Genomic DNA, 22,194 nt, shown 5'->3' with positions numbered 1-22,194 from the left:
TTTCAGGGTAACTTCCACTTTAAGAGGATAAGGGGTGGAACTTAATTTGATAATTAAGTTGTGGATAAATATGCGGAAACTCAAGAAAATGCTCCCCTGCTTTTCCGCTCCTCTTGGGTTATAATAGGAGTAACCAATTTTTGAAACTGCTTCGGTTTCACGAGCCGTCATTCCATTGCCATGGAGTGACGGCTTTTGCTATTCAACAGTCATAGACATCATCTCCTCTCTGCGTGACTAACTAATAAAATACATAATAATTAGTCTGTGATTGTATATTAGCAAAGCCTTGCAATTCTGTCAAGACTAATATATAATAATTTTAATATTAAGTCGTTCGGATGAGGTGACAAAGGATGCGCTACACATACAGGATTTGGGTTGCAGATGGCAAAGAGCATTTTGAGTATGGAAATGAACAGAAAAAGAAAAAAGATCTGCCCTTTGGGACAAGTCTGATGGAACTGCTCTATTTGGATGTTTGGGCGTATAGCGAGTTATTTGACGATATGGGCAAGGCGCTCATGGAACTGTATTCTTCTAAAGAACAGCGGCATGTGGATGAGGTCCTGGAGGTGCTGGATACCATAGCCCCCAAACACATCTACTTTGAACTGCTTCGTCTGGAATGGCGAGGCAGGCTGGAACAGGCCAAGCGGCAGAATTATGAGAATGTGCTTGGCCTGCTGCCCCGCAAGGAGCTGACCCATATTCCATCCAATCTCCACACCATGCAGGCGCAGATAAAAACGCTCTTTGCCCATGTTCTGGATTTGGACACCAGCCCCAAGGAGCCGGTGCAAAAAAAGATGGTGCGGTACTATAACTACCGTGGCGATGATCAGTTAAACACCTTTCAGTTTCAGCCCCAGCCTATGAGCTTTGAAGTCATTGACCGCAAAACCTTTACTGAGGTGCTGCATCCGAAAAATATCTATGACATGATTGATTACTTTGTGCGAGAGTTTGTGAAGCTGGAACAGCCTGTGCGCATCTGCAAAAACTGCAAGCGGTATTTTGCCCTCTCCGGGCGTTCCGATGCGGAATACTGCAACCGCCCCATTGACGATAAGGGACGTACTTGCCGGGATGTAGGGTCAATCAAGGCTTGGACAGAAAAGCGCAAGAATGATGACATTTTCAAGGTCTACCGCCGGGAGTACAAGAAGCGCTTTGGCTGGATTAAGGCTGGGAAGATTGAGCAAGGTGATTTCTATGCTTGGAGCGAAAAGGCGAGGGAAGAAAAAGCCAAGTGTGATGCGGGGGAAATCTCCTTGCAGGAGTTTACGGAGTGGTTGAATAATAAATAGACGTATATTTAGATTTATTAGAATTTTTATAAAAGGCAAGAGCATTGGCTTTGATGGTCAGTGTTCTTGCCTTTCAATTTATAAAGCTACATAAAAATCTTGATTTATGACGCGTAAAATTTTACCACTTTATTGTATTCCTTCATAATGCTTTGCAAAATATCAACATGCTTAAAATCGCTGTGATATAAGATATTTATTTCGCGAATCATACTGAGATTCTCAATAGGCAATACTGTAATTTCCCCTTTTTTTAATTCATCAAGACATACGCTTCGCGCGAGGATAGATACCCCTATATCCCGCCGTATGAGGTCTTTAATTGTGGCAATATTGTCGACTTCTAAGATAACATTAAAATCATCAAGCGACATGTTATTACTTTCCAAGTGAGCGGTAAACAGGTTCCTGGTTCCCGATGAGGGTCTGCGAAGAATTAAGGGCTGCTTTTTTAACTCGTTTATGGTTACCATGCTTTTCTTTGCTAAGGGGTTATTATTAGACGTGACCAGCATTAAAGAATCTGTGTCAAGTAGAAGTGAATTAATGCTGGTGTCTTGCACTTTCCCCTCGACAACGGCTAAATCTACTTCATAATTTTTGAGCATATCATAAAGATTATTTATGGAGTCAGAAATTATAGTTATACTTGTACCCGGATGTTTAGAACTGTACTTACCCAACACTTCTGCCACAGCATTGCTTTCAGCGGTGTGTGTTATTCCAACCGTAAGCCTCCTGACATGGTGCTGTTCATCTAATATATTTTGTTCCATCTTCTGATATAGTGCAATGCTTCTTCGGGCATACTGAATGACAATATTCCCTTCATTTGTAGGCTTTATCTCATTCCCAATACGGTTAAAAATTTTAATATTCAGTTCCTTTTCTAACTGCTTTATGTGTTGGGTTACAGCCGGTTGTGTCAAAGAAAGATGCTCTGCCGCACGCGTGTAACTGTTAAATTCGACCACTGCTAATAAGGTGTATAATTTAGAATCAATCATCTTGTCCACCTCTTATTATAATAATTATTTATATACACCTAAATTATTATAAATTTACTTTATTTAATTTATGACTATAATGATAACATAAGTTGAGAAAAGCGGCAAGGATAATGAGACAAAAACTTCTATTCGTATGGCATGTTCTTGTTTTTAATGTTATTAAGCCGCTGCCGTGCTCTTCCAGTTGTTTCAATCAACAATTTTACTTGCCAACGCAAAATTGTTCCGAATATGATTCATGCTATATGAGGATTGTAAAATTCGGGAAAAAACAATCAGGATGGAAAGGCGTTCTCTTAACTAATATTGCACTCATGCCTTTCTGCCTGCCGCTATGCTTTTCGGCAGATTTGGCAATTCATGTTATACACCTACTTTGGCTAAAAGCGGTTATTAATGTGTTCCTCGCCCTGGTGATGTTAGAAGGGTTTGACATGCTTCGCTTTCGTGACGGGCGAAATTACTTAAAACTTTTTTATCTTTTTAGTTGCTTGGTTTCATCATCATATTGGACTTTAACGTGCGTGTTTTTAGCCGCATTTGAAAATATTGTATTTTAGAGGGGGCATCTGTTCATGGGATATCTTGCAAGCCATTTAAACGATACTACAATAATTCTTATATCTTTATCTATAATTTTGCTGGCTGGATTTTTGCTTACCCGTATAACAAAATTGCTAAAGCTGCCTAACGTGACCGGATATATTATCGCCGGCGTATTAATTGGTCCCTATGTGTTGAATTTAATTCCTCATGAGATGGTTGACAATATGAGCTTTATCAGCGATATTGCTTTGGCGTTTATTGCCTTTGGAGTAGGCCGTTTCTTCAAAAAAGAAGCCTTTCAGGAAACTGGATTTGGGGTCATCACCGTTACTCTGCTGGAATCCTTACTTGCAGGAGTTTTGGTAACTTTATCTTTGTATTTCCTGTTTCGCTTAGATTGGAGTTTTTGCCTGTTGTTAGGAGCTATCGCAACTGCTACGGCCCCAGCCAGCACAATGGTTACTATACGGCAATATCATGCCCGCGGCAATTTTGTAAATATATTATTACAGGTAGTTGCGTTTGACGACGCTGTATGTTTGATAGTGTTCAGCGTGGCAACCATCGTAGTTAACACCAGCGCCGGGGCGAATGTTTCTGCCTCTGATGTTTTAATGCCCATGGTATACAATGTCGAAGCATTGGTGATAGGTTTTATAAGCGGCATTATATTGGGGAAACTCATGACGCCTAAACGGAGTGAGGATAATCGGCTGATTTTGACCATTTCACTTCTTTTAGGTATTGCGGGGTTGTGTGCTGCGGTAGATGTATCCCCGTTGCTTTCCTGTATGTTATTTGGTACTACATATATCAACATGACAAAGGATAAAGAATTATACAAGCAGGTTGAACGGTTTACTCCCCCTATTTTATCTATTTTCTTTGTGGTATCGGGCATGAGCTTGGATATAAGCTCATTTGGCACATTGGGAATAGTGGGCATATCGTATTTTATTATTCGGATAACCGGGAAATATCTTGGCGCTTATTTAGGGTGCCTTATAGCAAAGACTACTAAGGAAGTAAGAAATTACTTAGGATTGGCCTTGATTCCTCAAGCCGGTGTAGCAATTGGACTTGCTTTTTTGGGCCAAAGAATTCTGCCTGAAACTATGGGAAATATGTTGCTCACAATAATATTATCTTCTTCGGTGCTGTATGAGTTAATCGGGCCTGCCTGTGCTAAATTTGCCCTAATTCGTTCAGGCGCAATAAAAAGGAATAAGGCAGCCATTGAGGAGGAAAGAAATAGCCAACAGATGGAGCCCCACCAGGAAGAGCAAAACGTGTTGAAAATAAATTCAATGAAATAAGCAATAAAAAGGCAACTACATGCAAATTAGTGTCATGCAGTTGCCTTTTTGCTTTTGGCTCCACCTCATAATTTATATGAAGTATAGATAATACTGTCGTGGGCTTGCTTTTTATACCATTCTTTATGAGAACATCTCATTCAATTGCTTTAAAAAGGATACATATTTTATGAATATTATACATGGTATTACAACAGATTAACAAAAAAATTTTTTTACATGTAACAAAGTGTCATATATTACATAATTTATAGTAGGAGAATCGAAAGGGGGAGAAAAAATGTCATATGAAGATTATAAAATGAACAATGAATATATTTCCGACGACAGGGAAGATTTAGACCCTTGTGAGGAATGCGAGGATGATGGTTTCAGCGCAAAAAAGAAAAGGACTATAGAGGTTGAGGAAGTACTTGGAACAGGAAGTGCCGAGACAATTGTTGAAATATGTATTCCTCTTTGTCCGCCCGCATTTGAAATAATGGAAGATATAATTACAAAGAAAATCGTATTTGATGTTCTTGTAGCTTCAAAAGGAAAAGTATTTGTAAACGGTAGAATACTAAAAGATATACCATATAAAACAAAGGAAAGAAGCTGCAACCCATCTTGCAACATGGTTTCAAAGCTTACATTCGGAAATATCAGACACGCAACTGCTGAAATTCCGTTTGCACTCTGCATAAATGTCCCTAAGGCTGTAAAAGGAGCTAAGGTAGTTGTTCTTGATTCTGAAGTAAACTCTGTCGAAATACCAAGCCATCTTGGATGCATTCGTAACGACTGTGTTGCAAAATGCGAGAACCCGGCATTTAGGTATGATCCATGCCAGAGAAAATTAATTAAAGCCCTGCAGGAAAAAGATTGCATAACAGTAAAAGTAAAAGTAGTTAAAGATGTGTTATTAGATGTTCCTGGCACTGATGCCAATTGCTAAAATAGAGGGGGCTACCCCCTCTATTTTATTTTATCGATAATCCTCTTTGCGATCTCCGCAATGGGTTTACATTCGTCCATGCTTCTTTTTTGAATATATCTAAATGCATCTTTTTCTTTCATGTTATATCTATCCATGAGTATGCCCTTCGCTCTATCCACTGTTTTTCTGTCCTCCAGCGTTTTTTTAAGCTCGGCGACCTCTCTTTCAAGATCCGACAGTTTTTTAAAACTGTTATAAATATATTCGATTGCGCTTAAAAGATGCATTTCAGAAATGGGCTTCAGTATATATGGAAAACTTTCGTTACCCATGTTTCTGGCGAAAATATCCTGGGAGCTCTCCGCAACTATTAAAACCGGAGCTATCCTGTCCCCCTGTACGATCCTGGCGATCTCGCTGCCGCCTATACCGGGCATATCAAAACTTGTTATAACAAAATCAGGAGTAAGAATCCTTATCTGTCTTAATAGAGCCGGGCCGTCAGTTTCTTCACAGGCAATCGTGTAACCGTTGGATTGGAGTATATTCCTTAGTAAAAATAAATCATTTTCATCTTCATCACCTATGGCAAACCTTAATGTATCCATTGCCCCACCTGTCTCAAATTAAAATTTAGTTAGATAATTTTTTATTTCCCATTCGGAAACTACTTTTATATACTCCTGCCATTCAATGGTCTTAGCCTCCAAAAATCGTGAATATATATATTTACCCAAGGTATCCTTCACAAGTTCATCCTGCTCCAAACAGGAAAGAGCGCTTGTAAGGGAATCCGGAAGGCTTTCAACATTGTTTTCAATTCTGTCCGACGCATCCATTTCATAGACGTTCCTATCGATGGAAGCAGGAGGGGAAATATGATTTTTTATTCCATCAAGGCCGGATTTTAATATTACAGCCAGTGCCAGGTAAGGGTTGCAGGACGAATCAGGGCTTCTAAGCTCAAGAACAGTATCTTCTCCTCTTTTTGCAGGCACTTTTATAAGTGAACTTGAATTTCTTGCCGACCATGTTATATACGACGGCGCATCATAACCTGAAATAAGCCTTTTATATGAATTGACTATTGGATTTGTTATGGCGGTAATGGCCTTTGAGTGTTTTAATATACCACCCATATAAAAATATGCATCCTTGGAAAGGCCTATTTTATCGCTGCTATCATAAAATGAGTTTTTCTCATTCCTGAAAAGAGCCTGGCTTATATGAAGGCCTGAGCCTGCAATATCGGAAACGGGTTTTGGCATAAAAGTCGCATGCAGCCCATGGCGCTGGGCTATTATCCTGACTATTGCCTTAAATGTCATTATTTTATCAGCCGCATTCAATGCGTCATCGCTTTTCAGATCTATCTCATGCTGTCCTGGCGATATCTCGTGGTGAGATGCTTCGACTTCAAATCCCATCTGTTTCAGCGCAATAACCATGTCCCTTCTTGCATTTTCGCCAAGGTCCACAGGTGCAAGGTCATAGTAACTTGCATTATCATGAGTTTCTGTTGTCGGTCTTCCCTTTTCATCAGTATGGAAAAGGAAAAATTCACATTCGGGACTCACTCTCAATGTATAGCCCATATCCGAAGCTTCTTTTAAAACTTTTTTCAATACAAACCTCGGGTCGCCCTCAAAAGGCTTTTTGTCTGCCGTATAAACATCGCAGATAAGCCTTGCATCAAGTCCCGATGTGGTTCTCCATGGATATACCACAAATGTTTCAGGGTCCGGTTTTAAGTACATGTCGGATTCTTCCACCCTTACATTGCCATCTATCGATGATCCGTCAAACAGTATATCTCCATTCAATGCTTTTTCAAGTTCTTCAACAGTTATAGCGACATTCTTCATTATGCCTGATATATCCGTTATCTGAAGCCTTATAAACTGTACATCTCCATCATGGGCAGCTTTTAAAACATCTTCATTTGAAAAGTACATTCACTTAATTCCTCCTTATCAAAAAAGGCGAAATCAACCCCTCAGCTGAAGACGCCTTTGCCTTCGAAAATATAATTCAATATATTTATTATACCAGACATATTTCATACTTCAACAATGACATTATTGTGAGTACATAGGGTACATCAACACTATTCGAAGAATATATATGCACCCATTATCTGGGCTTTGCTATTTCACTTGATCTGCCCCATAAGCCATGGCGTAATTATATTATACCTGTAGAAATTAGACGCGAAAGCAGAATTATTTATGCTTGTAACTATAACGCTGTTTGATGGAAGGAAAGGCATTATAAGCGTCAGTATTGCAAATATGACATACAGAATCAAAATGCCCTTCGCTGCTCCTAAAATAAAGCCTCCCGCCTTGTTGAAATGCCTTATTACGGGCAGTCTTGCCGCAGTATTTAAGGCCCTTGCAATAATGGATAATATTATCCTCACTATGGCGAACAATACAAAAAAGATCGCTGCTATTATAACGGAATTGGCGATAAAGGCATTTATTTCACCCTTTGCCCCAAGTATTTTAAATACCTGAACAGCGTTGGTTCCCGGTGCACCTTTGCCTGAAATATATCCATATACCGATTTGTATATGCCCGTGTTTTTGGTTATATATTGCAAAACAGGGTATGTCATTGCCCTCGCAGCATATAACGATATAAAAAATCCTGCTATGCCAAAAACAGTTAATATAAATCCCCTGTGAAATCCTTCAAAAATGCAAATAATCAATATTAAAGCTGCAGCTATATCCATCCAGTTTACTCCATATCCCATAAAACCACCCCGGTCGTTTATTATATTCAAATTTACATAATATGAATCTACTGCTATTTTAACAAATTCGGCACTGCAAGGCAAATTTGTATGGCCACTTAATGTATATGTTTGAAGAATATTATTTCAATCGCTAAAATATAATGCTCCTTCCATAATGTTCTTCAAATAATTATGATACGCTTACATCGCTTTAAAGTCCGCCGGCATTATTCCTTGAATATACTTTATAGTTATATATTACCATATTCATATAAATATGCACTACATTATGCCAATTTTGTTTCGAACGACAGCATAAAATGATATAATGATAAATAATCAGTCAATAATTAAAAAAAAGCATTTTATATTTGTTAAGGAGTTTTTAAATGATAAATCAAGAGATGCTGAATAAATTTAATAAAATTGCCATATATACAGTATCATACAGCATTGTTTTTATACTGTTGTATTTGCTTGCGCCATACATACTGCCCTTCGTAATCGGAACGCTTATAGCCTTAGCCGCACAGCGCCCGATAAATTTCTTTTCGAAAAAGCTTAAACTAAACCGGAAAATAACCGCTGTTTTTACGGTATTGATCATATTTGCAATTATATCTTTTATTATAGGCGCAATAATATTTGGCATTGTAAACCAGCTTATATCCTTATCGACTTTGATATCGGATTATTTTATGAAATTAAAAAATCAAGAATACAGCTTTGCCGATGCTATTTTATCATATTATCATTCAATAGATCCTTCGATTTTAAACGCTATAAAAGACTCGACAAACAAAATTTTCTCCGGTTCTTTTACAGCGGCGGTGGTTATCGTCAAATATCTTTTGAATATAATAAAGTCCCTGCCGGGAATATTGCTATTTTACCTTTTTACTATTTTATCTTCCATATATATTGCTATAGATTTAAAAAAGATTAAATCCAAATTGTTTTCACCTTTTTCAAAGGAAGGCAGTTCCCGCATCAAGGAAATCATCATGCATACCAACAGCATGATATTTAAATATTTGAAAGCGTACATGATACTTATATCCATTACTTTTATTGAAACATATATTGCAACAACCATATTGGGTTTAAAATATTCGCTGCTTATTTCAATAATGACATCAATAGCGGACCTTCTCCCGATATTAGGTCCCGGATTTATTTTAATACCTACAGGTATCTGTTATATTATAGCAGGCGCATACATTAAGGCCGGCGTTACGGGACTTATAATAAAGGGCATAGGACTGCTTATAACATACCTCATAATAACAGTCGTAAGACAAATCCTTGAGCCAAAAGTCCTATCATACTCCCTTGGTATACATCCTCTTGCAATCATAATTGCTATCTTTGTAGGAATTAAGGCTTACGGCTTCATCGGTATGGTTTTCACAATTTTTTACGTTGTGTTTTATGTAATTCTTAAAAAAGTTGAAGTGTTATAATGTATCTCCAATTGCTGTTATAGATCCTATAAATATTCTTTCCTGTTTATCTTTAAAATCAATATCAATTTTTTACTTTAACAAATATAGCTTGTTATTTATTCGTAATATGGAATTCTGAAGCTTAACGATTTGAAGATAATGTATACTCCTCTCCTTTTCAGGAAAAAATTATATTAACGCATTTTTAAATAAATGTTTTTTTTTACTGAAAGGTGGAGCATAAATATTGTTTAAGCAAAATAAATCTATCGTGGATATTAATGACGATTTTGCACAAATCAATTTTAATAAACTTTTTAAGTTTTATATATATTCAAATATGGATGATTCATACAAAAATATTATATTCCTCTGTATTGGTACAGACAGGTCTACAGGAGACAGCCTCGGACCCATGATTGGATATAAGCTGTCCGATATGTCATATGAAAACATTTCCGTTTATGGCACACTGGATAATCCGGTGCATGCAAAAAACCTGACTGTAAAGATATCCGAAATAAAAAGATTATATGAAAATCCCTTCATAGTTGCGATCGATGCATGCCTTGGCCGTGAGGAAAATGTCGGCCACATAAATATATCAAATGGTCCCATTTATCCCGGAGCAGGTGTCAATAAAAATTTAGTTTCCATAGGAAATATGAACATAACAGGTGTGGTAAATACATGCGGATATATGGAATATTTTGTACTGCAAAATACAAGGCTTAGCCTTGTAATGAAAATGGCGGATATTATAACAAAAGGTATACTTTTATCTATAGATGAACTTCAAAATAAATTTTCAGCACAGTATAAAAGAACCTATGATTTATCATAGGTTCTTTTATACAAACCTTTTTATATTTTCCTGTTTAAATAGATTGATTATATCCTCGTCGGTATTCTGTTTAAAATTTTCATAAAAGCTTCTAACGCTCATAAATTCTTCGGAAACCTCGGCGCATACTATCCCTTCTATATTCTTTTTAAGAAGATTTATTGCTTCTGTGGAAGCTACAGGTACGGCTCCGATAATGCGTTTAGCCCCATGGTTTTTCAATGAGTTTATAGCCGCAGTGAATGTATAACCCGTAGCGATCCCATCATCGGAAAGTATAACTGTTTTCCCATCTATATCCGGAAAATATGTTTTCCCCTTATAGTCTTTAAGCCGTTTTGCAGCATCAGATACTTTCTTTTTCGTTTCACTATCTATATAATCACGGGATATTCCATAATATTTAATGATATTCTTATTCAATATATAAGAACCGTCCTGACAAACAGCGCCTATGGCAATCTCTTTGTTAAACGGTGCACCAATTTTCTCTGAAACTATTATATCCCATGGCTTTTTTAATTTATCTGCAATACATCTGGCTATGATGGCGCCGCCTCTTGGAATACCAATTATAACGCAGTCTTCGTCTTTAAATTTCAAAAGCTTATCTGCAAGTTTTAATCCTGCATCCATCCTGTCTTTAAACATCATATCACCTAAAATAGCGGGCTATATGCCCTGCATTTAATAATATTTTCGATATCGGCGCCGCTTTTGCCATCGCCGTTAATCAAAAATACTCCGCCCAAGGACGAGTCCAGTGATGATAAATGAGTGACCTTCCCCGAGTATATGACAACATCGGCATACTTTTTATCTGAAATCCTGTATACAGCGTATCCCATGTTTTTTAATTCATCAGAAAGGTATTCCAGATTCTCATCAATATTTATACTAAACATAAACCCACCTCACTTACTTTTAGTATTTTCGTGATGTGGGTTTTTATACATACCAGTTTAATTATTAATGTTTGCCCTTTTTTTCATGGCTTCTTCCAAGACCTGTTTCTCCTCGTCAGAGAGGTTATATTTAGGGATTCCCTTTTCAACAGGTTTTGCATATGTAGCACATTCATCGCTTCCGTATATACCGGTTATTATAAATCCATCATTGTGCGCATCCAGCAAGGCTATCGAGAAGCTTAAAGCCGCGCTTCCCATGTCATCAAATGCTTTATATCTGAGCAAACTTACCTTTTGAATGCATTTATCCAGTCTTTCATTTATTCCTCCATATAAATTTTTCATTTTATCTGATGTTTCGACTGCATTATCGAGTTTACCCATGATGTCAGTTAAAAGTTCCTCAATGTTTTTATTCTTGCCGCCCCTCGTAAATTTTCTGTACTTATGTTTAAGCTTTGAAATACCGGCAGTGTTGCATAAAATTATTATAAACTCAATAATGATAATGAATAAAAGCGCAAGTATAATGTATGCGCTATAGCTTTTTATGAGATCAAATATAAAATTCATAAATTGTTCACCTTTCCTTTAGCTGTATATAGATGGCATTAATATTATATAACAAAAACTGTCATAATACTATTGCAATGTTAGCAAAATTTCATCCGGCGTGAAAATGCTCACCGTATGGTATGCACTAGACTTCCATCCTGCAAGTCTGAACTTGCGTTATTTGAGCAACGAAATGAGCATTTCAACCCGCTGAAACTTTGCAAAAATTTTTCGAGTGTACATTTCTAAGCCTTATGTATCAGCGTCTCCCGGATTTTGTTTCACGTGAAACAATTTAAATATTCAACAAATTCATTAGGCGTTCCAAGTCATCATAAGAATAATATTCTATTTCAATCTTTCCCTTTTTTCGTCCATATGTTACTCTGACTTTTGTACCTAAATGATTTTTTAGCTTTTCCTGAATATCATTTATATAAGGCTCATTCTTTTTCTGAGGTTTCCTTCTCTTCTCAATTATTTTGCTCAATAAAATTTTCTTTACTAATTTTTCAGACTGTCTTACATTTAGATTTTCGTCGATTATTTTTTTTGCCGTTTCATATTGTACATCCTTATCATCTATATTTATCAGCGCCCTTGCGTGCCCTTCAGAGAGCACATCTTCGTAGACAAATTTCCTTACTCTTTCATCAAGATTTATCAATCTTAATATATTCGCTACGGCGGATCTGCTTTTACCGATCTTATTTGCTATATCCTCCTGAGTCATATTGAATTCATTTATTAATCTTGCATATGCTTCAGCTTCTTCTATAGGGTTTAAATCTTCCCTCTGGAGATTCTCTATAAGGGAAATCTCCATTACTTCATTATTTGTAAAATCTTTTATTATAGCCGGTATTTTTCTGATTCCTGCGATCCTGGCCGCTCTCCATCTTCTCTCTCCGGCTATTAATGAATAAAATTCGCCTTCCTTTTTAACTATAACAGGCTGTACGACTCCATGCTCCTTTATCGATTCCGCAAGTTGCTTTAATTTATCCTCGTCGAATTTCTTTCTCGGCTGCTCTTTATTAGGTTGTATTTCATTTATATCTATTTCAGTAATACCGCCTTCCACCTCCGGTTCAATATCCGGAATCAGCGCTTCCAATCCCCTCCCCAAAGCAGGTTTTTTATTTGCCATCATATCACATCCCTTGATCTGTATTTCTCATTTATCAAAAACTCACGTGCAAATTCTTCGTAGGATTCTGCGCCCTTGCACTTTGGATCATATTGCATTATAGGTTGTCCATAGCTTGGCGATTCAGCAAGCCTTATATTTCTCGGTATCATTGTCTTATATACCTTCCCTTTAAAAAATCTTTTCACCTCATCTACAACAGCCGTCGAAAGATTCGTCCTCCCATCAAACATACATAATACCACACCCTCAATCTCAAGATGAGGGTTAAGGTTCCTTCTTACAAGCTGTATCGTTTTTATAAGCTGGCCAACTCCTTCTAAAGCGTAAAACTCGCACTGTATCGGTATTATCACGCTGCTTACAGCCGACAGCGCATTTATCGTTAACAGCCCAAGGGATGGGGGACAGTCTATAAAAATAAAATCATACTCATCGTTTACTGACTTTAACGCCTGCTTCAGCATTATTTCTCTTTCATTTATTCCTATAAGTTCTATCTCCGCCCCTGCAAGCTGCACTGTCGACGGTATAATGTAAAGATTTTTTATGCATGTATCTTTTATTGCTTCCTTTGCATCTACTCCACCTAATATCACGTCATAAACCGAAACGTCTATTTTGCTCTTATCAATTCCAATTCCACTTGTGGTGTTCCCCTGCGGGTCTATATCTATGGTCAATACTTTCTTCCCCCACGAGGCCAGGTATGAACATAGATTTATATTGGTAGTAGTTTTGCCCACCCCGCCCTTCTGATTGAATATTGCAATAGACCTTGCCATCGTTTCACCTCTTCTTAAAACGGTTCAAAATATATTTATAGTACTCCTTAATTATAACAAACGCATATTAAAATTTAAAATAAATATATAATTTAATTTCAATTCGTAATATAAACTTATGTTATTTATATCCTATTTAAAATTTCGAATTGTTGGAAATAATTTATTGCCTTCTGCATATTTTTTACTGCTAATTGCAATATATATTTTAGTAAAGGCTATATTCTATAATGGCAAATAAAAAAAGCACTCTATCGAGTGTATTTACTTTGGAGGAGTTTAAATGCTTAAATTAATAATAACAACTTTTTTTCTGGTTTTCATAGCAGAACTCGGCGATAAGACACAGATAGCAACAATGCTTCTTGCAGCTCAGAATAAATCAATATGGCCGATTTTTATAGGCGCATCCCTTGCACTTGCCTGTTCATCTCTTGTCGGAGTATTTGCTGGAAGTATAATTTCAAAATATATTCCGGCAAATACTATACAAACAGGGGCTGCAATAGCGTTCATAGTTATCGGCATACTGCTCCTTTTAGGTAAAATATAGCCTATGCCCTTTTGGGTATTTTTACCATAACCTCTATCCAGTCATCTTTATCTATATATGAATACTGAGCGCTTACACCGCTTTTTTCCATTATATTTTTTATTGTATTTATGTATATTTTGGCGTTCATTATTGCGCGCTTAACTCTTCTTCCCTTATTATCCTTTTCATCATGGGACTCTTCTATCTTTTCAATTATGCCATCCACTATTTCCTCAGTCTTTTTTACCGTATATCCCTTTTCTTTTATTTTTTCAATTATCTTAAGCTGCGTTTCCTCATCGGGTATCTTTAAAATTGCTCTCGCATGCCTTTCTGTCAAGTTATATTCTATCAGCTTCTGCTTTATTTTATCCGATAACCTCAATATTCTCAGCTTATTTGCTATAGTTGACTGCTTTTTGCCTATAATCGAAGACAGCTGTTCCTGAGTATAATTATGATCTTTTATCAGGCTCTCGTACCCTTCCGCCTCTTCAATGTAATTTAAATCCTCCCTTTGAAGGTTCTCAATAAGCGCAAGCACTGCCGAATCGCTATCGGTGGCATTGATCACAATTGCTGGTATCTCTTTTAATCCCGCAAGCTGTGCTGCTCTCAATCTTCTCTCTCCGGCGATCAACTCATAATATTTTAACCCATTAGACCTTACGCTAACAGGCTGGAGCACTCCATATTTTTTTATTGATTCGGTAAGTTCTTCCAGACTCTCCTGATTGAATTTTTTCCTCGGCTGATATACATTAGGCCTTATCAACTCAATACGTATATTTTTTATCTCTTTGCTCCTATCTAACGCCATAAACACCATCCCTTAAAATGAAAAATACAGTTTCCCTTTTTTCCCATGCAGATATCCATTTCGCCATAACTCTTTCTTATCCTTTTTTTATACATAATTTTATAATATTTATAGCGACAAGCAAAATGCATATATTGTTTTTTAAAAATCCAAAGTATCTTTTTATTTCGTCATTTTAATGGTTTTTTCTTTATTATTCCAGCTTTCCTCGGATAATTTTCAGGACATGATTTTACCTTTTTTATTTTTACAATATAATGGTGGATATCGCTGTTGTAAATATCTGTCGATAAAATTTTTTCTAACTTTCCTCCAAGAATATTTATGCCATCGCCTGCAGCTTTTACCTCGTCAAAAACATTTGGTCCCTTTTGACATAATATATATCCCCCGACTTTAACAAATGGAGCCATATATTCAATGAGTATGTTCATGGGGGCAACGGCTCTCGAAATAGCGACATCATATTTCTCCCTGTACTCATCTTTGACAGCATACTCTTCCGCTCTCCCGTGTATGATATCGGCATTTATATCAAGAATTTTTGTCAGTTCCCTTAAAAATATCACCCTTTTATTCAACGAATCCAGCAATGTCAAATCCATCTCTGGAAAAACTATTTTTAATGGTACGCCCGGGAACCCCCCTCCTGTTCCGATATCTATAACATTTTTACATTTCATGTCTATGCCGCTCTGGACACATGACAAAGAATCCAGAAAATGCTTTATTATTATTTCTTTTTCTTCCGTAACCGCCGTAAGATTTATTTTTTTATTCCACTCAAGCAGCATATTGATATAGATATCAAACTTTCCGGCACGCTCCTCATCTAGATAGATACCGTATATCTTTAAACCTTCTCTTAACAATTCAACGTTTTTCATGTTATCAGTGTCTCCTTCTAAATTGTTCAAGATATATAAGAAGTACCGATATATCAGCTGGAGAAACCCCTGAAATCCTCGACGCCTGACCTATATTCTGCGGTTTTATATCAGCTAATTTTTCTCTCGCCTCCAACCTTAGCCCGTTTATTGTCTTATAATCAATGCCATTTGGGATCCTTTTCCCTTCCAGCTTTTTAAACTGTTCCATCTGCCTGATCTGCTTTTTTATATATCCATCATACTTTATCAATATTTCAACTTCCTCGGATACACTTTTTTCAATACCTTTAGGTCTGCCGCTATCAATTTGGACGGTATTCTCATAATTAATCTCCGGACGCTTTAAAATCTCCATAAGTTTAATTCCGCTTTTTATCTCGGAACTGTTGGCAGATTTTAAAAATTCAGCAACATTTTCATCCGGCGTTATGATGACTTTCGAAATCCTTTCGATCTCATCCCCTATTTTTTCTTTCCGTTTTCTGTATCTTTCATATCTCTCTCTTGTCGCAAGACCTACTTTATAACTCTTTTCGGTAAGCCTCATATCTGCATTATCCTGCCTCAAGAGCAGCCTGTATTCTGACCTTGATGTCATCATCCTGTATGGCTCATTAGTACCCTTGGTTACAAGATCATCTATCAAAACGCCTATATATGCGTCGCTTCTGTCCAGTATCAATGGCTCTTTGTTTTTTATCTTAAGGGCGGCATTTATTCCCGCTATTATTCCCTGCGCCGCAGCTTCTTCGTACCCGGAGCTTCCGTTTATCTGACCGGCGCAAAATAATCCTTCTATTTCCTTCATCTCAAGGGAAAGCTTCAGCTGGGTCGGATCTATGCAGTCATATTCTATGGCATACGCGGTCCTCATCATTTCCACATCTTCAAGGCCGGGTATTGTTCTTAAAAACTGTATCTGCACGTCCTCAGGCAGCGAACTTGACATACCCTGCACATACATCTCCTCAGTATTTTCTCCTTCAGGCTCTATAAAAAGCTGATGGCTCTTTTTATCCGGAAACATCATTACCTTGCTCTCGATTGAAGGACAATACCTTGGCCCTATGCCTACAATCTCGCCTGTGTATATGGGTGATCTTCCTATATTGTCCCTAATAATCTTGTGGGTCCTCTCATTTGTATACGTAAGGTAACATGGCATCTGATCCCTTTTAATGCCATCAACATCCGTCATGAATGAAAAAGGCGTTATCATATCGTCGCCGGGCTGAATTATCATTTTTGAAAAATCAAGGCTCCTTCTGTTTACCCTTGCAGGGGTGCCGGTCTTGAACCTCCTGAGCTTTATTCCGTGCTTTTTTAGATCATCCGATAATTCATTTGCCGCAAACAACCCGTTAGGTCCTCCGCTGTATGTAACTTCACCTATTATTATCCTTCCCTTAAGATAAGTTCCCGTTGTCATTACAATGGCTTTTGTCTCAAAATACGCGCCGTTTTTCGTGTATACACCTTTCACCCTTTTATTCTGAATATCCAATTTTATTATCTCGTCCTGTTTTATGCTAAGGTTTTCCTGTTTTTCAAGGGTATGCTTCATTGTAAACTGATATGCCTTTTTATCCGCCTGGGCCCTCAAGGAATGTACGGCAGGTCCCTTTGACGTATTCAACATCCTTGACTGTATAAATGTTTTATCTATATTGACTCCCATTTCGCCGCCCAGCGCGTCTACTTCCCTTACAAGATGCCCTTTTGCCGTCCCCCCTATTGCGGGATTACACGGCATAAGCGCTATGCTGTCTAAATTTATCGTACATACCAGCGTTTTGCATCCCATTCTTGCGCATGCAAGAGCGGCCTCGCATCCGGCATGCCCTGCTCCTATTACAATAACATCGTATTTTCCTGCATCATAAACCATATGCATAACCTACTTTCCAATGCAGAATCGGCTGAATATCCTGTCTATAATATCGTCCGAAATATTTTCTCCCGTAATCTCCCCTATATCCCCCAAGCAATCATTTATATCGATGGATATCAAATCGAGAGGAATATTTTTATCTACCGCATCAACTGCGCTTTTTAAGGATAACTTTGCTTTTGTAAGCAAATCTTTATGTCTTACATTAGTAATCATAAAATCCGTACTCTGCTTTACTTTTCCGCCGTACACATAATTATATATCATATCTTTTAGCCGGCTGATACCGATGCCGTTTTTTATCGATGCCTTCAGAATTTTACTGTCCCTGGAATATTTTAAGACATCATTCATATCGATTTTTTGAGGAAGGTCTGTTTTGTTTATGAGTATAATACATTTTCTACCATTTACAAGTTTAAAGATCTCCATATCCTCATGCGTCAGTATGTCGCTGCCATCCAGTATAAAAATAACAAGATCAGCCTTTTTAAAATACTCCTTGGTTTTTTGTACACCTATTTTTTCCACTTCATCTTTAGCTTCTCTTATGCCGGCGGTATCAATTATATTGACAGGTATTCCCCTTATATTTAAATGATCCTCTATAATATCCCTTGTGGTTCCGGGTATATCCGTTACGATAGCCCTGTTTTCCTCGAGCAGGGCATTTAAAAGAGATGATTTGCCCACATTAGGCTTTCCGACGATTACAGTATTCAGTCCTTCTCTTATTATCTTTCCTGTATCTGCCGTAATTATCATTTCATCTAATTTGCCCATCAAATCGATGCAGCTATCCTTTAAATCCTTATATAATACTTCGTCGACATCCTCCTCAGGGAAGTCAATCGAAGCTTCTATATGCGACATAATATCCAGCAAAACATCTTTAATCGGCTTAAGTTTTTTAGACAAACTGCCTTCAAGCTGTTTTAACGCAGCATCCATGCTTTCATCTGTTTTTGCTCTTACTATATCTATCACGGCCTCAGCCTGAGACAGATCTATCCTCCCGTTTAAAAACGCCCTTTTTGTAAATTCACCGGGTTCCGCGAGCCTTGCTCCCGATCTTAAAACATCTTCAAGTATTTTTTTTACCGAAACAGCCCCTCCATGGCAGTTTATTTCAACTATGTCTTCCCTTGTATATGTGTGAGGTGATTTCATATAGCTTACTAAAACTTCATCTATTATATTTCCGCTTTCCACATCATGTATATAACCATACATCAGCGTGTAAGTTTTGAAACTCTTTATATCCTTATTCCTGTAACTTTTAAATATCCTTTCAAGGATATTTAAAGATTCTTTTCCCGAAATCCTGACAATTCCTATCCCGCCTTCCCCAGGAGGTGTAGAAATAGCCGCAATCGTATCGTCATACATAAAAAATCACCTTCGTATTTCCCCGGAAATTTAACCTTTCAAATCTATGATATTCTTTACTAATTATCTTTAAAATCACAGCTTATCTATATCGAATTACAAATTATAGTCATAGTTATTATGCCCAATTATTCCAACTAAAAAAGCCCAGCTTTCTGGACTTTTTTTATATAGAACGTGCTAAATGCTTTATATTATCCCCTTTATCAATAAAAAGTATTTACAGTTATTTTCTCAATTCTATTATAACCTTTCTGTAAGGCTCTTCTCCTTCGCTATGTGTAAATACATACGGATTATTCTGCAATGCCGAATGTATTATCCTTCTCTCATATGGATTCATAGGTTCAAGCACTACTCTTGTGTTTGTCGTCCTTACTTTTATCGCAAGCCTGTTTGCAAGCTTTATAAGGGTCTCTTCCCTTTTGTGCCTGTAATTTTCAGTATCTATAACGACCCTTTTATACTCTCCGTCCGTATTATTTTTGTTTATCACCAGGCTTGTAAGATACTGCAAGGAATCTAAGGTCTCCCCCCTATGTCCTATAAGTATCCCCATATTTTTGCCTGAAATATTTATCTTCAATTCACTATCTTCATCCACGATTTCTATCTCTGATTCTATGCCCATTGAATTCAAAACATTTTTTAAAAAAGATCTTGCCTCATATTCATAATCATTTTTAACGGTTACCCTAACTCTGGCCAATTTCGAACCGATTATTCCGAAAAAACCCTTGCTTCCCTTTTCCAGAACTTCCACATCGACATTTTTTCTCGATACATTTAATTCATTTATAGCATTCTCTATAGCCTCATCAGTATTTTTACCTGTCGCTTCTATTGTCTTATTCACAGGAAAAATTCACCTCCCCTATAAAAGGTTAATCCTGCCTATTTTGATTTTAACTTCTTGTACATAGCCTCATTCAACGAATATTGTATTACAAGCTGAAATATATTGTTGACAATCCAGTATACTACAAGTCCTGCAGGCATTGTCCAGCTTACCCAGCCAAAAAAAGCGGACATTATAAAGTTCGTACTGCTCGATGACATCGCTGAAGGTTCCTGATTTTTAGGTGTCAACAGCCATGTTGAAATATACGTAGTTGCGCCGGATACTATTGCAAATAATAAGCCAATATATACCGGATTTGCATCCTTTACAACCTTAGACAAAGTCAGCCCTAAGAATGTAGCACTCCCAAAAGGATATGCCCTGAAAACATAAAAAACAGCCCATAATACTGGTAATTGAATTATTAAAGGTAAGCATCCTGCAAGTGGGTTTACACCTTCCGATTTATACAATTCCAATTGTGCTTCCTGTAATTTTTTAGGATCATTTTTATATTTTTTCTGAATTTCCTTTAATTTCGGTTGTATCATCTGTGTTTTGACAGTTGATCTTGTTTGTGCAATGTTAAATGGAAGCAGCACGATTTTTATAAGAAGTGTAAACAAAATAATATCTATTCCATAACTTGGCACAAGCATATGTATCCACTTGAATACATCAGTTAATATATTAGTAATCGCTTGCAAATCTCAAACCTCCTTTATTCTATGGTACCGGATCATACCCTCCTGGATGAAACGGATGGCATTTTAATATTCTTCTTACCGAAAGATAAATTCCCTTTATACTTCCGTATTTTTCTATAGCTTCTACCGCATATTGAGAACACGTAGGATAAAATCTACAGCTTGGAGGTTTTAAAGGTGAAATAAATTTTTGATAGAATTTAATTAAATAAATGAATATATATTTCATATTGGCTATCACTCTTCACAATTCCAGACCAAAGCTTTTTTAAACAACGATATCATCGCATTTTCTATTTCCCTGTATAAGGCTCCTCTTGCCTGTACTCTCGATATAAAAACCATATTATATCCGCTCTTAAGTCTATTACTATTTAATCTATAGCATTCTCTTATCCTGCGCCTGACTTTATTCCTCACTACGCTTTTTCCGACCTTTTTGCTTACAGAAAATCCCGCTTTGTTATAACCCGCATTATTCTTTACAATATATAATACCAACAGATTATTTGAATATACTTTACCCTTATTATATACTGCTTTGAATTCATAACTTTTTTTTAATTTTTCAGCTTTATTCATTGGTAAGTTTAATCCTCCGGAATATGGCCATTACAGAATAAGGCCACATTATGCGGCCTTACACTGTTAATCTTTTTCTTCCTTTTCTTCTTCTTCTCTGTAAAACATGCCTGCCATCTAAAGTCCTCATTCTCTTCCTGAAACCATGCTCTTTTTTTCTTTGCCTTTTTTTCGGCTGATATGTCTGTAGCAATAAAAACACCCCCTTATGCCAGCTTATATATGAACTAGAGTCATATCTTTTCACAATACTACTAAGATTATATATTTTGGAATATCATATGTCAAGGAACATCTGCTTTTAACTTCGATTTGTAAAATGAACTTGTGTTATTTTGAACACTCATTTGCCAGATTCAAGTTTTATAAGTTCTAAGACCAGCAGCATTGATAATTCAAGACCTTTTGAACCTCACTTGTGTTCAAACAATAAAAAGCTATAAGGATCCTTAAGCGACAGCAAAGCCAAGAACTTATCAAAACTTTTATAATGTTCATTCGCTGCTTAAAATAACATAATCTTTTTTATACCGATTTCAAATTTCGAATTGAAGTCCATTTAGATATATTTTGTATTTAAGTAATATTGTTACAATCGCTAAGCCCACAGTCTTAAGAGTTTGTAAATTTGCAAAAAACTAATCCTGTTTATCTTAAGCATGTGTTAATATACTCTAAAGTCTTTCTTCTGATGCTTTTTCCATAATATTCTTCAAATAATCCATATGTACCCACTATTAACTGTTAATAATTTTAATAACAATATTGTTTTTTTGTGGATAAGTTATTGATTAAGATTTTATTATTTGTTATTATATTACTGACTGTTGATAACTTGTTGATAATTTTTTATTTTTTATATCTCAACAAGTTATACACAGGTTGTGGATAATATTGTGCATAACTTGTTTAATAAAATTTAATTATTCTTTCTTTATGTTGAAATTATTACGCTTTTATTGTATATAAAATTATTAACAATCTATACATTGCGTTTATTCTTTAAAT

General features: G+C 36.6%; 24 protein-coding genes. 6 read left to right on the top strand and 18 right to left on the bottom strand.

Annotation, left to right across the window (positions count from 1 at the left end):
• The first annotated feature begins 356 nt into the window (after positions 1 to 356).
• A complete protein-coding gene (locus QME45_11395; protein MDI6619257.1) occupies positions 357 to 1,310 on the top strand; it encodes a DUF6076 domain-containing protein in 954 nt (317 codons plus the stop codon).
• A gap of 104 nt (positions 1,311 to 1,414) precedes the next feature.
• On the opposite strand, the gene QME45_11390 is transcribed toward QME45_11395, so the two are convergent.
• Positions 1,415 to 2,317 (bottom strand): LysR family transcriptional regulator, encoded by a 903-nt coding sequence (locus QME45_11390; GenBank protein MDI6619256.1) that lies wholly within the window; start codon positions 2,315 to 2,317, stop codon positions 1,415 to 1,417.
• A gap of 578 nt (positions 2,318 to 2,895) precedes the next feature.
• Here QME45_11390 and QME45_11385 point away from each other — a divergent pair.
• Positions 2,896 to 4,182 (top strand): cation:proton antiporter, encoded by a 1,287-nt coding sequence (locus QME45_11385; protein ID MDI6619255.1) that lies wholly within the window; start codon positions 2,896 to 2,898, stop codon positions 4,180 to 4,182.
• 280 nt (positions 4,183 to 4,462) lie between these two features.
• Positions 4,463 to 5,119, top strand: coding sequence for a hypothetical protein (locus tag QME45_11380; protein MDI6619254.1), 657 nt, complete (start codon positions 4,463 to 4,465; stop codon positions 5,117 to 5,119).
• Between the two features lie 20 nt (positions 5,120 to 5,139).
• Here the strand turns inward: QME45_11380 and QME45_11375 are convergent, their stop codons facing one another.
• From QME45_11375 to QME45_11365, 3 genes are all read right to left on the bottom strand, one after another.
• Positions 5,140 to 5,709 (bottom strand): ANTAR domain-containing protein, encoded by a 570-nt coding sequence (locus QME45_11375; GenBank protein MDI6619253.1) that lies wholly within the window; start codon positions 5,707 to 5,709, stop codon positions 5,140 to 5,142.
• A gap of 18 nt (positions 5,710 to 5,727) precedes the next feature.
• Positions 5,728 to 7,056: a type I glutamate--ammonia ligase gene (glnA, locus tag QME45_11370; protein MDI6619252.1), complete on the bottom strand. Its 1,329-nt coding sequence runs from the start codon at positions 7,054 to 7,056 to the stop codon at positions 5,728 to 5,730.
• Positions 7,057 to 7,253: 197 nt separating this feature from the next.
• Positions 7,254 to 7,862, bottom strand: coding sequence for a CvpA family protein (locus QME45_11365; protein MDI6619251.1), 609 nt, complete (start codon positions 7,860 to 7,862; stop codon positions 7,254 to 7,256).
• 371 nt (positions 7,863 to 8,233) lie between these two features.
• Between QME45_11365 and ytvI the strand changes: the two genes are divergently transcribed.
• Together ytvI and yyaC are read left to right on the top strand one after the other, a co-directional pair.
• Positions 8,234 to 9,307: a sporulation integral membrane protein YtvI gene (gene ytvI, locus QME45_11360; GenBank protein ID MDI6619250.1), complete on the top strand. Its 1,074-nt coding sequence runs from the start codon at positions 8,234 to 8,236 to the stop codon at positions 9,305 to 9,307.
• Positions 9,308 to 9,536: 229 nt separating this feature from the next.
• The gene (gene yyaC / locus QME45_11355) at positions 9,537 to 10,133 is read left to right on the top strand and encodes a spore protease YyaC (GenBank protein ID MDI6619249.1); all 597 of its coding nucleotides are present in this window, start codon (positions 9,537 to 9,539) and stop codon (positions 10,131 to 10,133) included.
• 6 nt (positions 10,134 to 10,139) lie between these two features.
• Here yyaC and QME45_11350 read toward each other — a convergent pair whose 3' ends face one another.
• The 5 genes from QME45_11350 to QME45_11330 form a co-directional block, all read right to left on the bottom strand.
• Positions 10,140 to 10,787 (bottom strand): phosphoribosyltransferase family protein, encoded by a 648-nt coding sequence (locus QME45_11350; protein ID MDI6619248.1) that lies wholly within the window; start codon positions 10,785 to 10,787, stop codon positions 10,140 to 10,142.
• A gap of 5 nt (positions 10,788 to 10,792) precedes the next feature.
• On the bottom strand, positions 10,793 to 11,038 hold the full coding sequence (locus QME45_11345; protein MDI6619247.1) for a YkuS family protein: 246 nt from the start codon (positions 11,036 to 11,038) through the stop codon (positions 10,793 to 10,795).
• Positions 11,039 to 11,095: 57 nt separating this feature from the next.
• Positions 11,096 to 11,614, bottom strand: coding sequence for a DUF4446 family protein (locus tag QME45_11340; protein ID MDI6619246.1), 519 nt, complete (start codon positions 11,612 to 11,614; stop codon positions 11,096 to 11,098).
• 277 nt (positions 11,615 to 11,891) lie between these two features.
• A complete protein-coding gene (locus tag QME45_11335) occupies positions 11,892 to 12,746 on the bottom strand; it encodes a ParB/RepB/Spo0J family partition protein (GenBank protein MDI6619245.1) in 855 nt (284 codons plus the stop codon).
• Positions 12,746 to 13,531 carry an AAA family ATPase gene (locus QME45_11330; protein ID MDI6619244.1) on the bottom strand — a complete coding sequence of 262 codons (786 nt, stop codon included), beginning with the start codon at positions 13,529 to 13,531 and terminating at the stop codon, positions 12,746 to 12,748. The genes QME45_11335 and QME45_11330 overlap by 1 nt, the downstream gene beginning before the upstream one ends.
• A gap of 283 nt (positions 13,532 to 13,814) precedes the next feature.
• Between QME45_11330 and QME45_11325 the strand changes: the two genes are divergently transcribed.
• Positions 13,815 to 14,084, top strand: a complete 270-nt coding sequence (locus tag QME45_11325) for a TMEM165/GDT1 family protein (GenBank protein MDI6619243.1) — start codon at positions 13,815 to 13,817, stop codon at positions 14,082 to 14,084.
• Position 14,085: 1 nt separating this feature from the next.
• Here QME45_11325 and QME45_11320 read toward each other — a convergent pair whose 3' ends face one another.
• The 9 genes from QME45_11320 to rpmH form a co-directional block, all read right to left on the bottom strand.
• Complete coding sequence (locus QME45_11320; protein ID MDI6619242.1) at positions 14,086 to 14,886, bottom strand: ParB/RepB/Spo0J family partition protein; 801 nt, start codon at positions 14,884 to 14,886, stop codon at positions 14,086 to 14,088.
• 170 nt (positions 14,887 to 15,056) lie between these two features.
• The gene (gene rsmG, locus QME45_11315; protein ID MDI6619241.1) at positions 15,057 to 15,773 is read right to left on the bottom strand and encodes a 16S rRNA (guanine(527)-N(7))-methyltransferase RsmG; all 717 of its coding nucleotides are present in this window, start codon (positions 15,771 to 15,773) and stop codon (positions 15,057 to 15,059) included.
• A 4-nt stretch (positions 15,774 to 15,777) separates the two neighbouring features.
• Complete coding sequence (mnmG, locus tag QME45_11310) at positions 15,778 to 17,664, bottom strand: tRNA uridine-5-carboxymethylaminomethyl(34) synthesis enzyme MnmG (GenBank protein ID MDI6619240.1); 1,887 nt, start codon at positions 17,662 to 17,664, stop codon at positions 15,778 to 15,780.
• Between the two features lie 9 nt (positions 17,665 to 17,673).
• Positions 17,674 to 19,056 carry a tRNA uridine-5-carboxymethylaminomethyl(34) synthesis GTPase MnmE gene (mnmE, locus tag QME45_11305; GenBank protein ID MDI6619239.1) on the bottom strand — a complete coding sequence of 461 codons (1,383 nt, stop codon included), beginning with the start codon at positions 19,054 to 19,056 and terminating at the stop codon, positions 17,674 to 17,676.
• 226 nt (positions 19,057 to 19,282) lie between these two features.
• A complete protein-coding gene (gene jag / locus QME45_11300) occupies positions 19,283 to 19,912 on the bottom strand; it encodes an RNA-binding cell elongation regulator Jag/EloR (protein MDI6619238.1) in 630 nt (209 codons plus the stop codon).
• A 38-nt stretch (positions 19,913 to 19,950) separates the two neighbouring features.
• Positions 19,951 to 20,604 (bottom strand): YidC/Oxa1 family membrane protein insertase, encoded by a 654-nt coding sequence (locus QME45_11295; protein MDI6619237.1) that lies wholly within the window; start codon positions 20,602 to 20,604, stop codon positions 19,951 to 19,953.
• 19 nt (positions 20,605 to 20,623) lie between these two features.
• Complete coding sequence (gene yidD, locus QME45_11290; GenBank protein MDI6619236.1) at positions 20,624 to 20,833, bottom strand: membrane protein insertion efficiency factor YidD; 210 nt, start codon at positions 20,831 to 20,833, stop codon at positions 20,624 to 20,626.
• A gap of 8 nt (positions 20,834 to 20,841) precedes the next feature.
• Complete coding sequence (gene rnpA, locus QME45_11285; GenBank protein MDI6619235.1) at positions 20,842 to 21,186, bottom strand: ribonuclease P protein component; 345 nt, start codon at positions 21,184 to 21,186, stop codon at positions 20,842 to 20,844.
• 58 nt (positions 21,187 to 21,244) lie between these two features.
• Positions 21,245 to 21,379, bottom strand: coding sequence for a 50S ribosomal protein L34 (gene rpmH, locus QME45_11280; GenBank protein ID MDI6619234.1), 135 nt, complete (start codon positions 21,377 to 21,379; stop codon positions 21,245 to 21,247).
• Positions 21,380 to 22,194 lie beyond the last annotated feature (815 nt).

The organism is Clostridiales bacterium (genome assembly GCA_030016385.1).
Taxonomy (GTDB): domain Bacteria; phylum Bacillota; class Clostridia; order Clostridiales; family Oxobacteraceae; genus JASEJN01.
The sequence above is the reverse complement of the archived record's forward strand: the minus strand, read 5'-3'. Positions and strand labels throughout refer to the sequence as shown.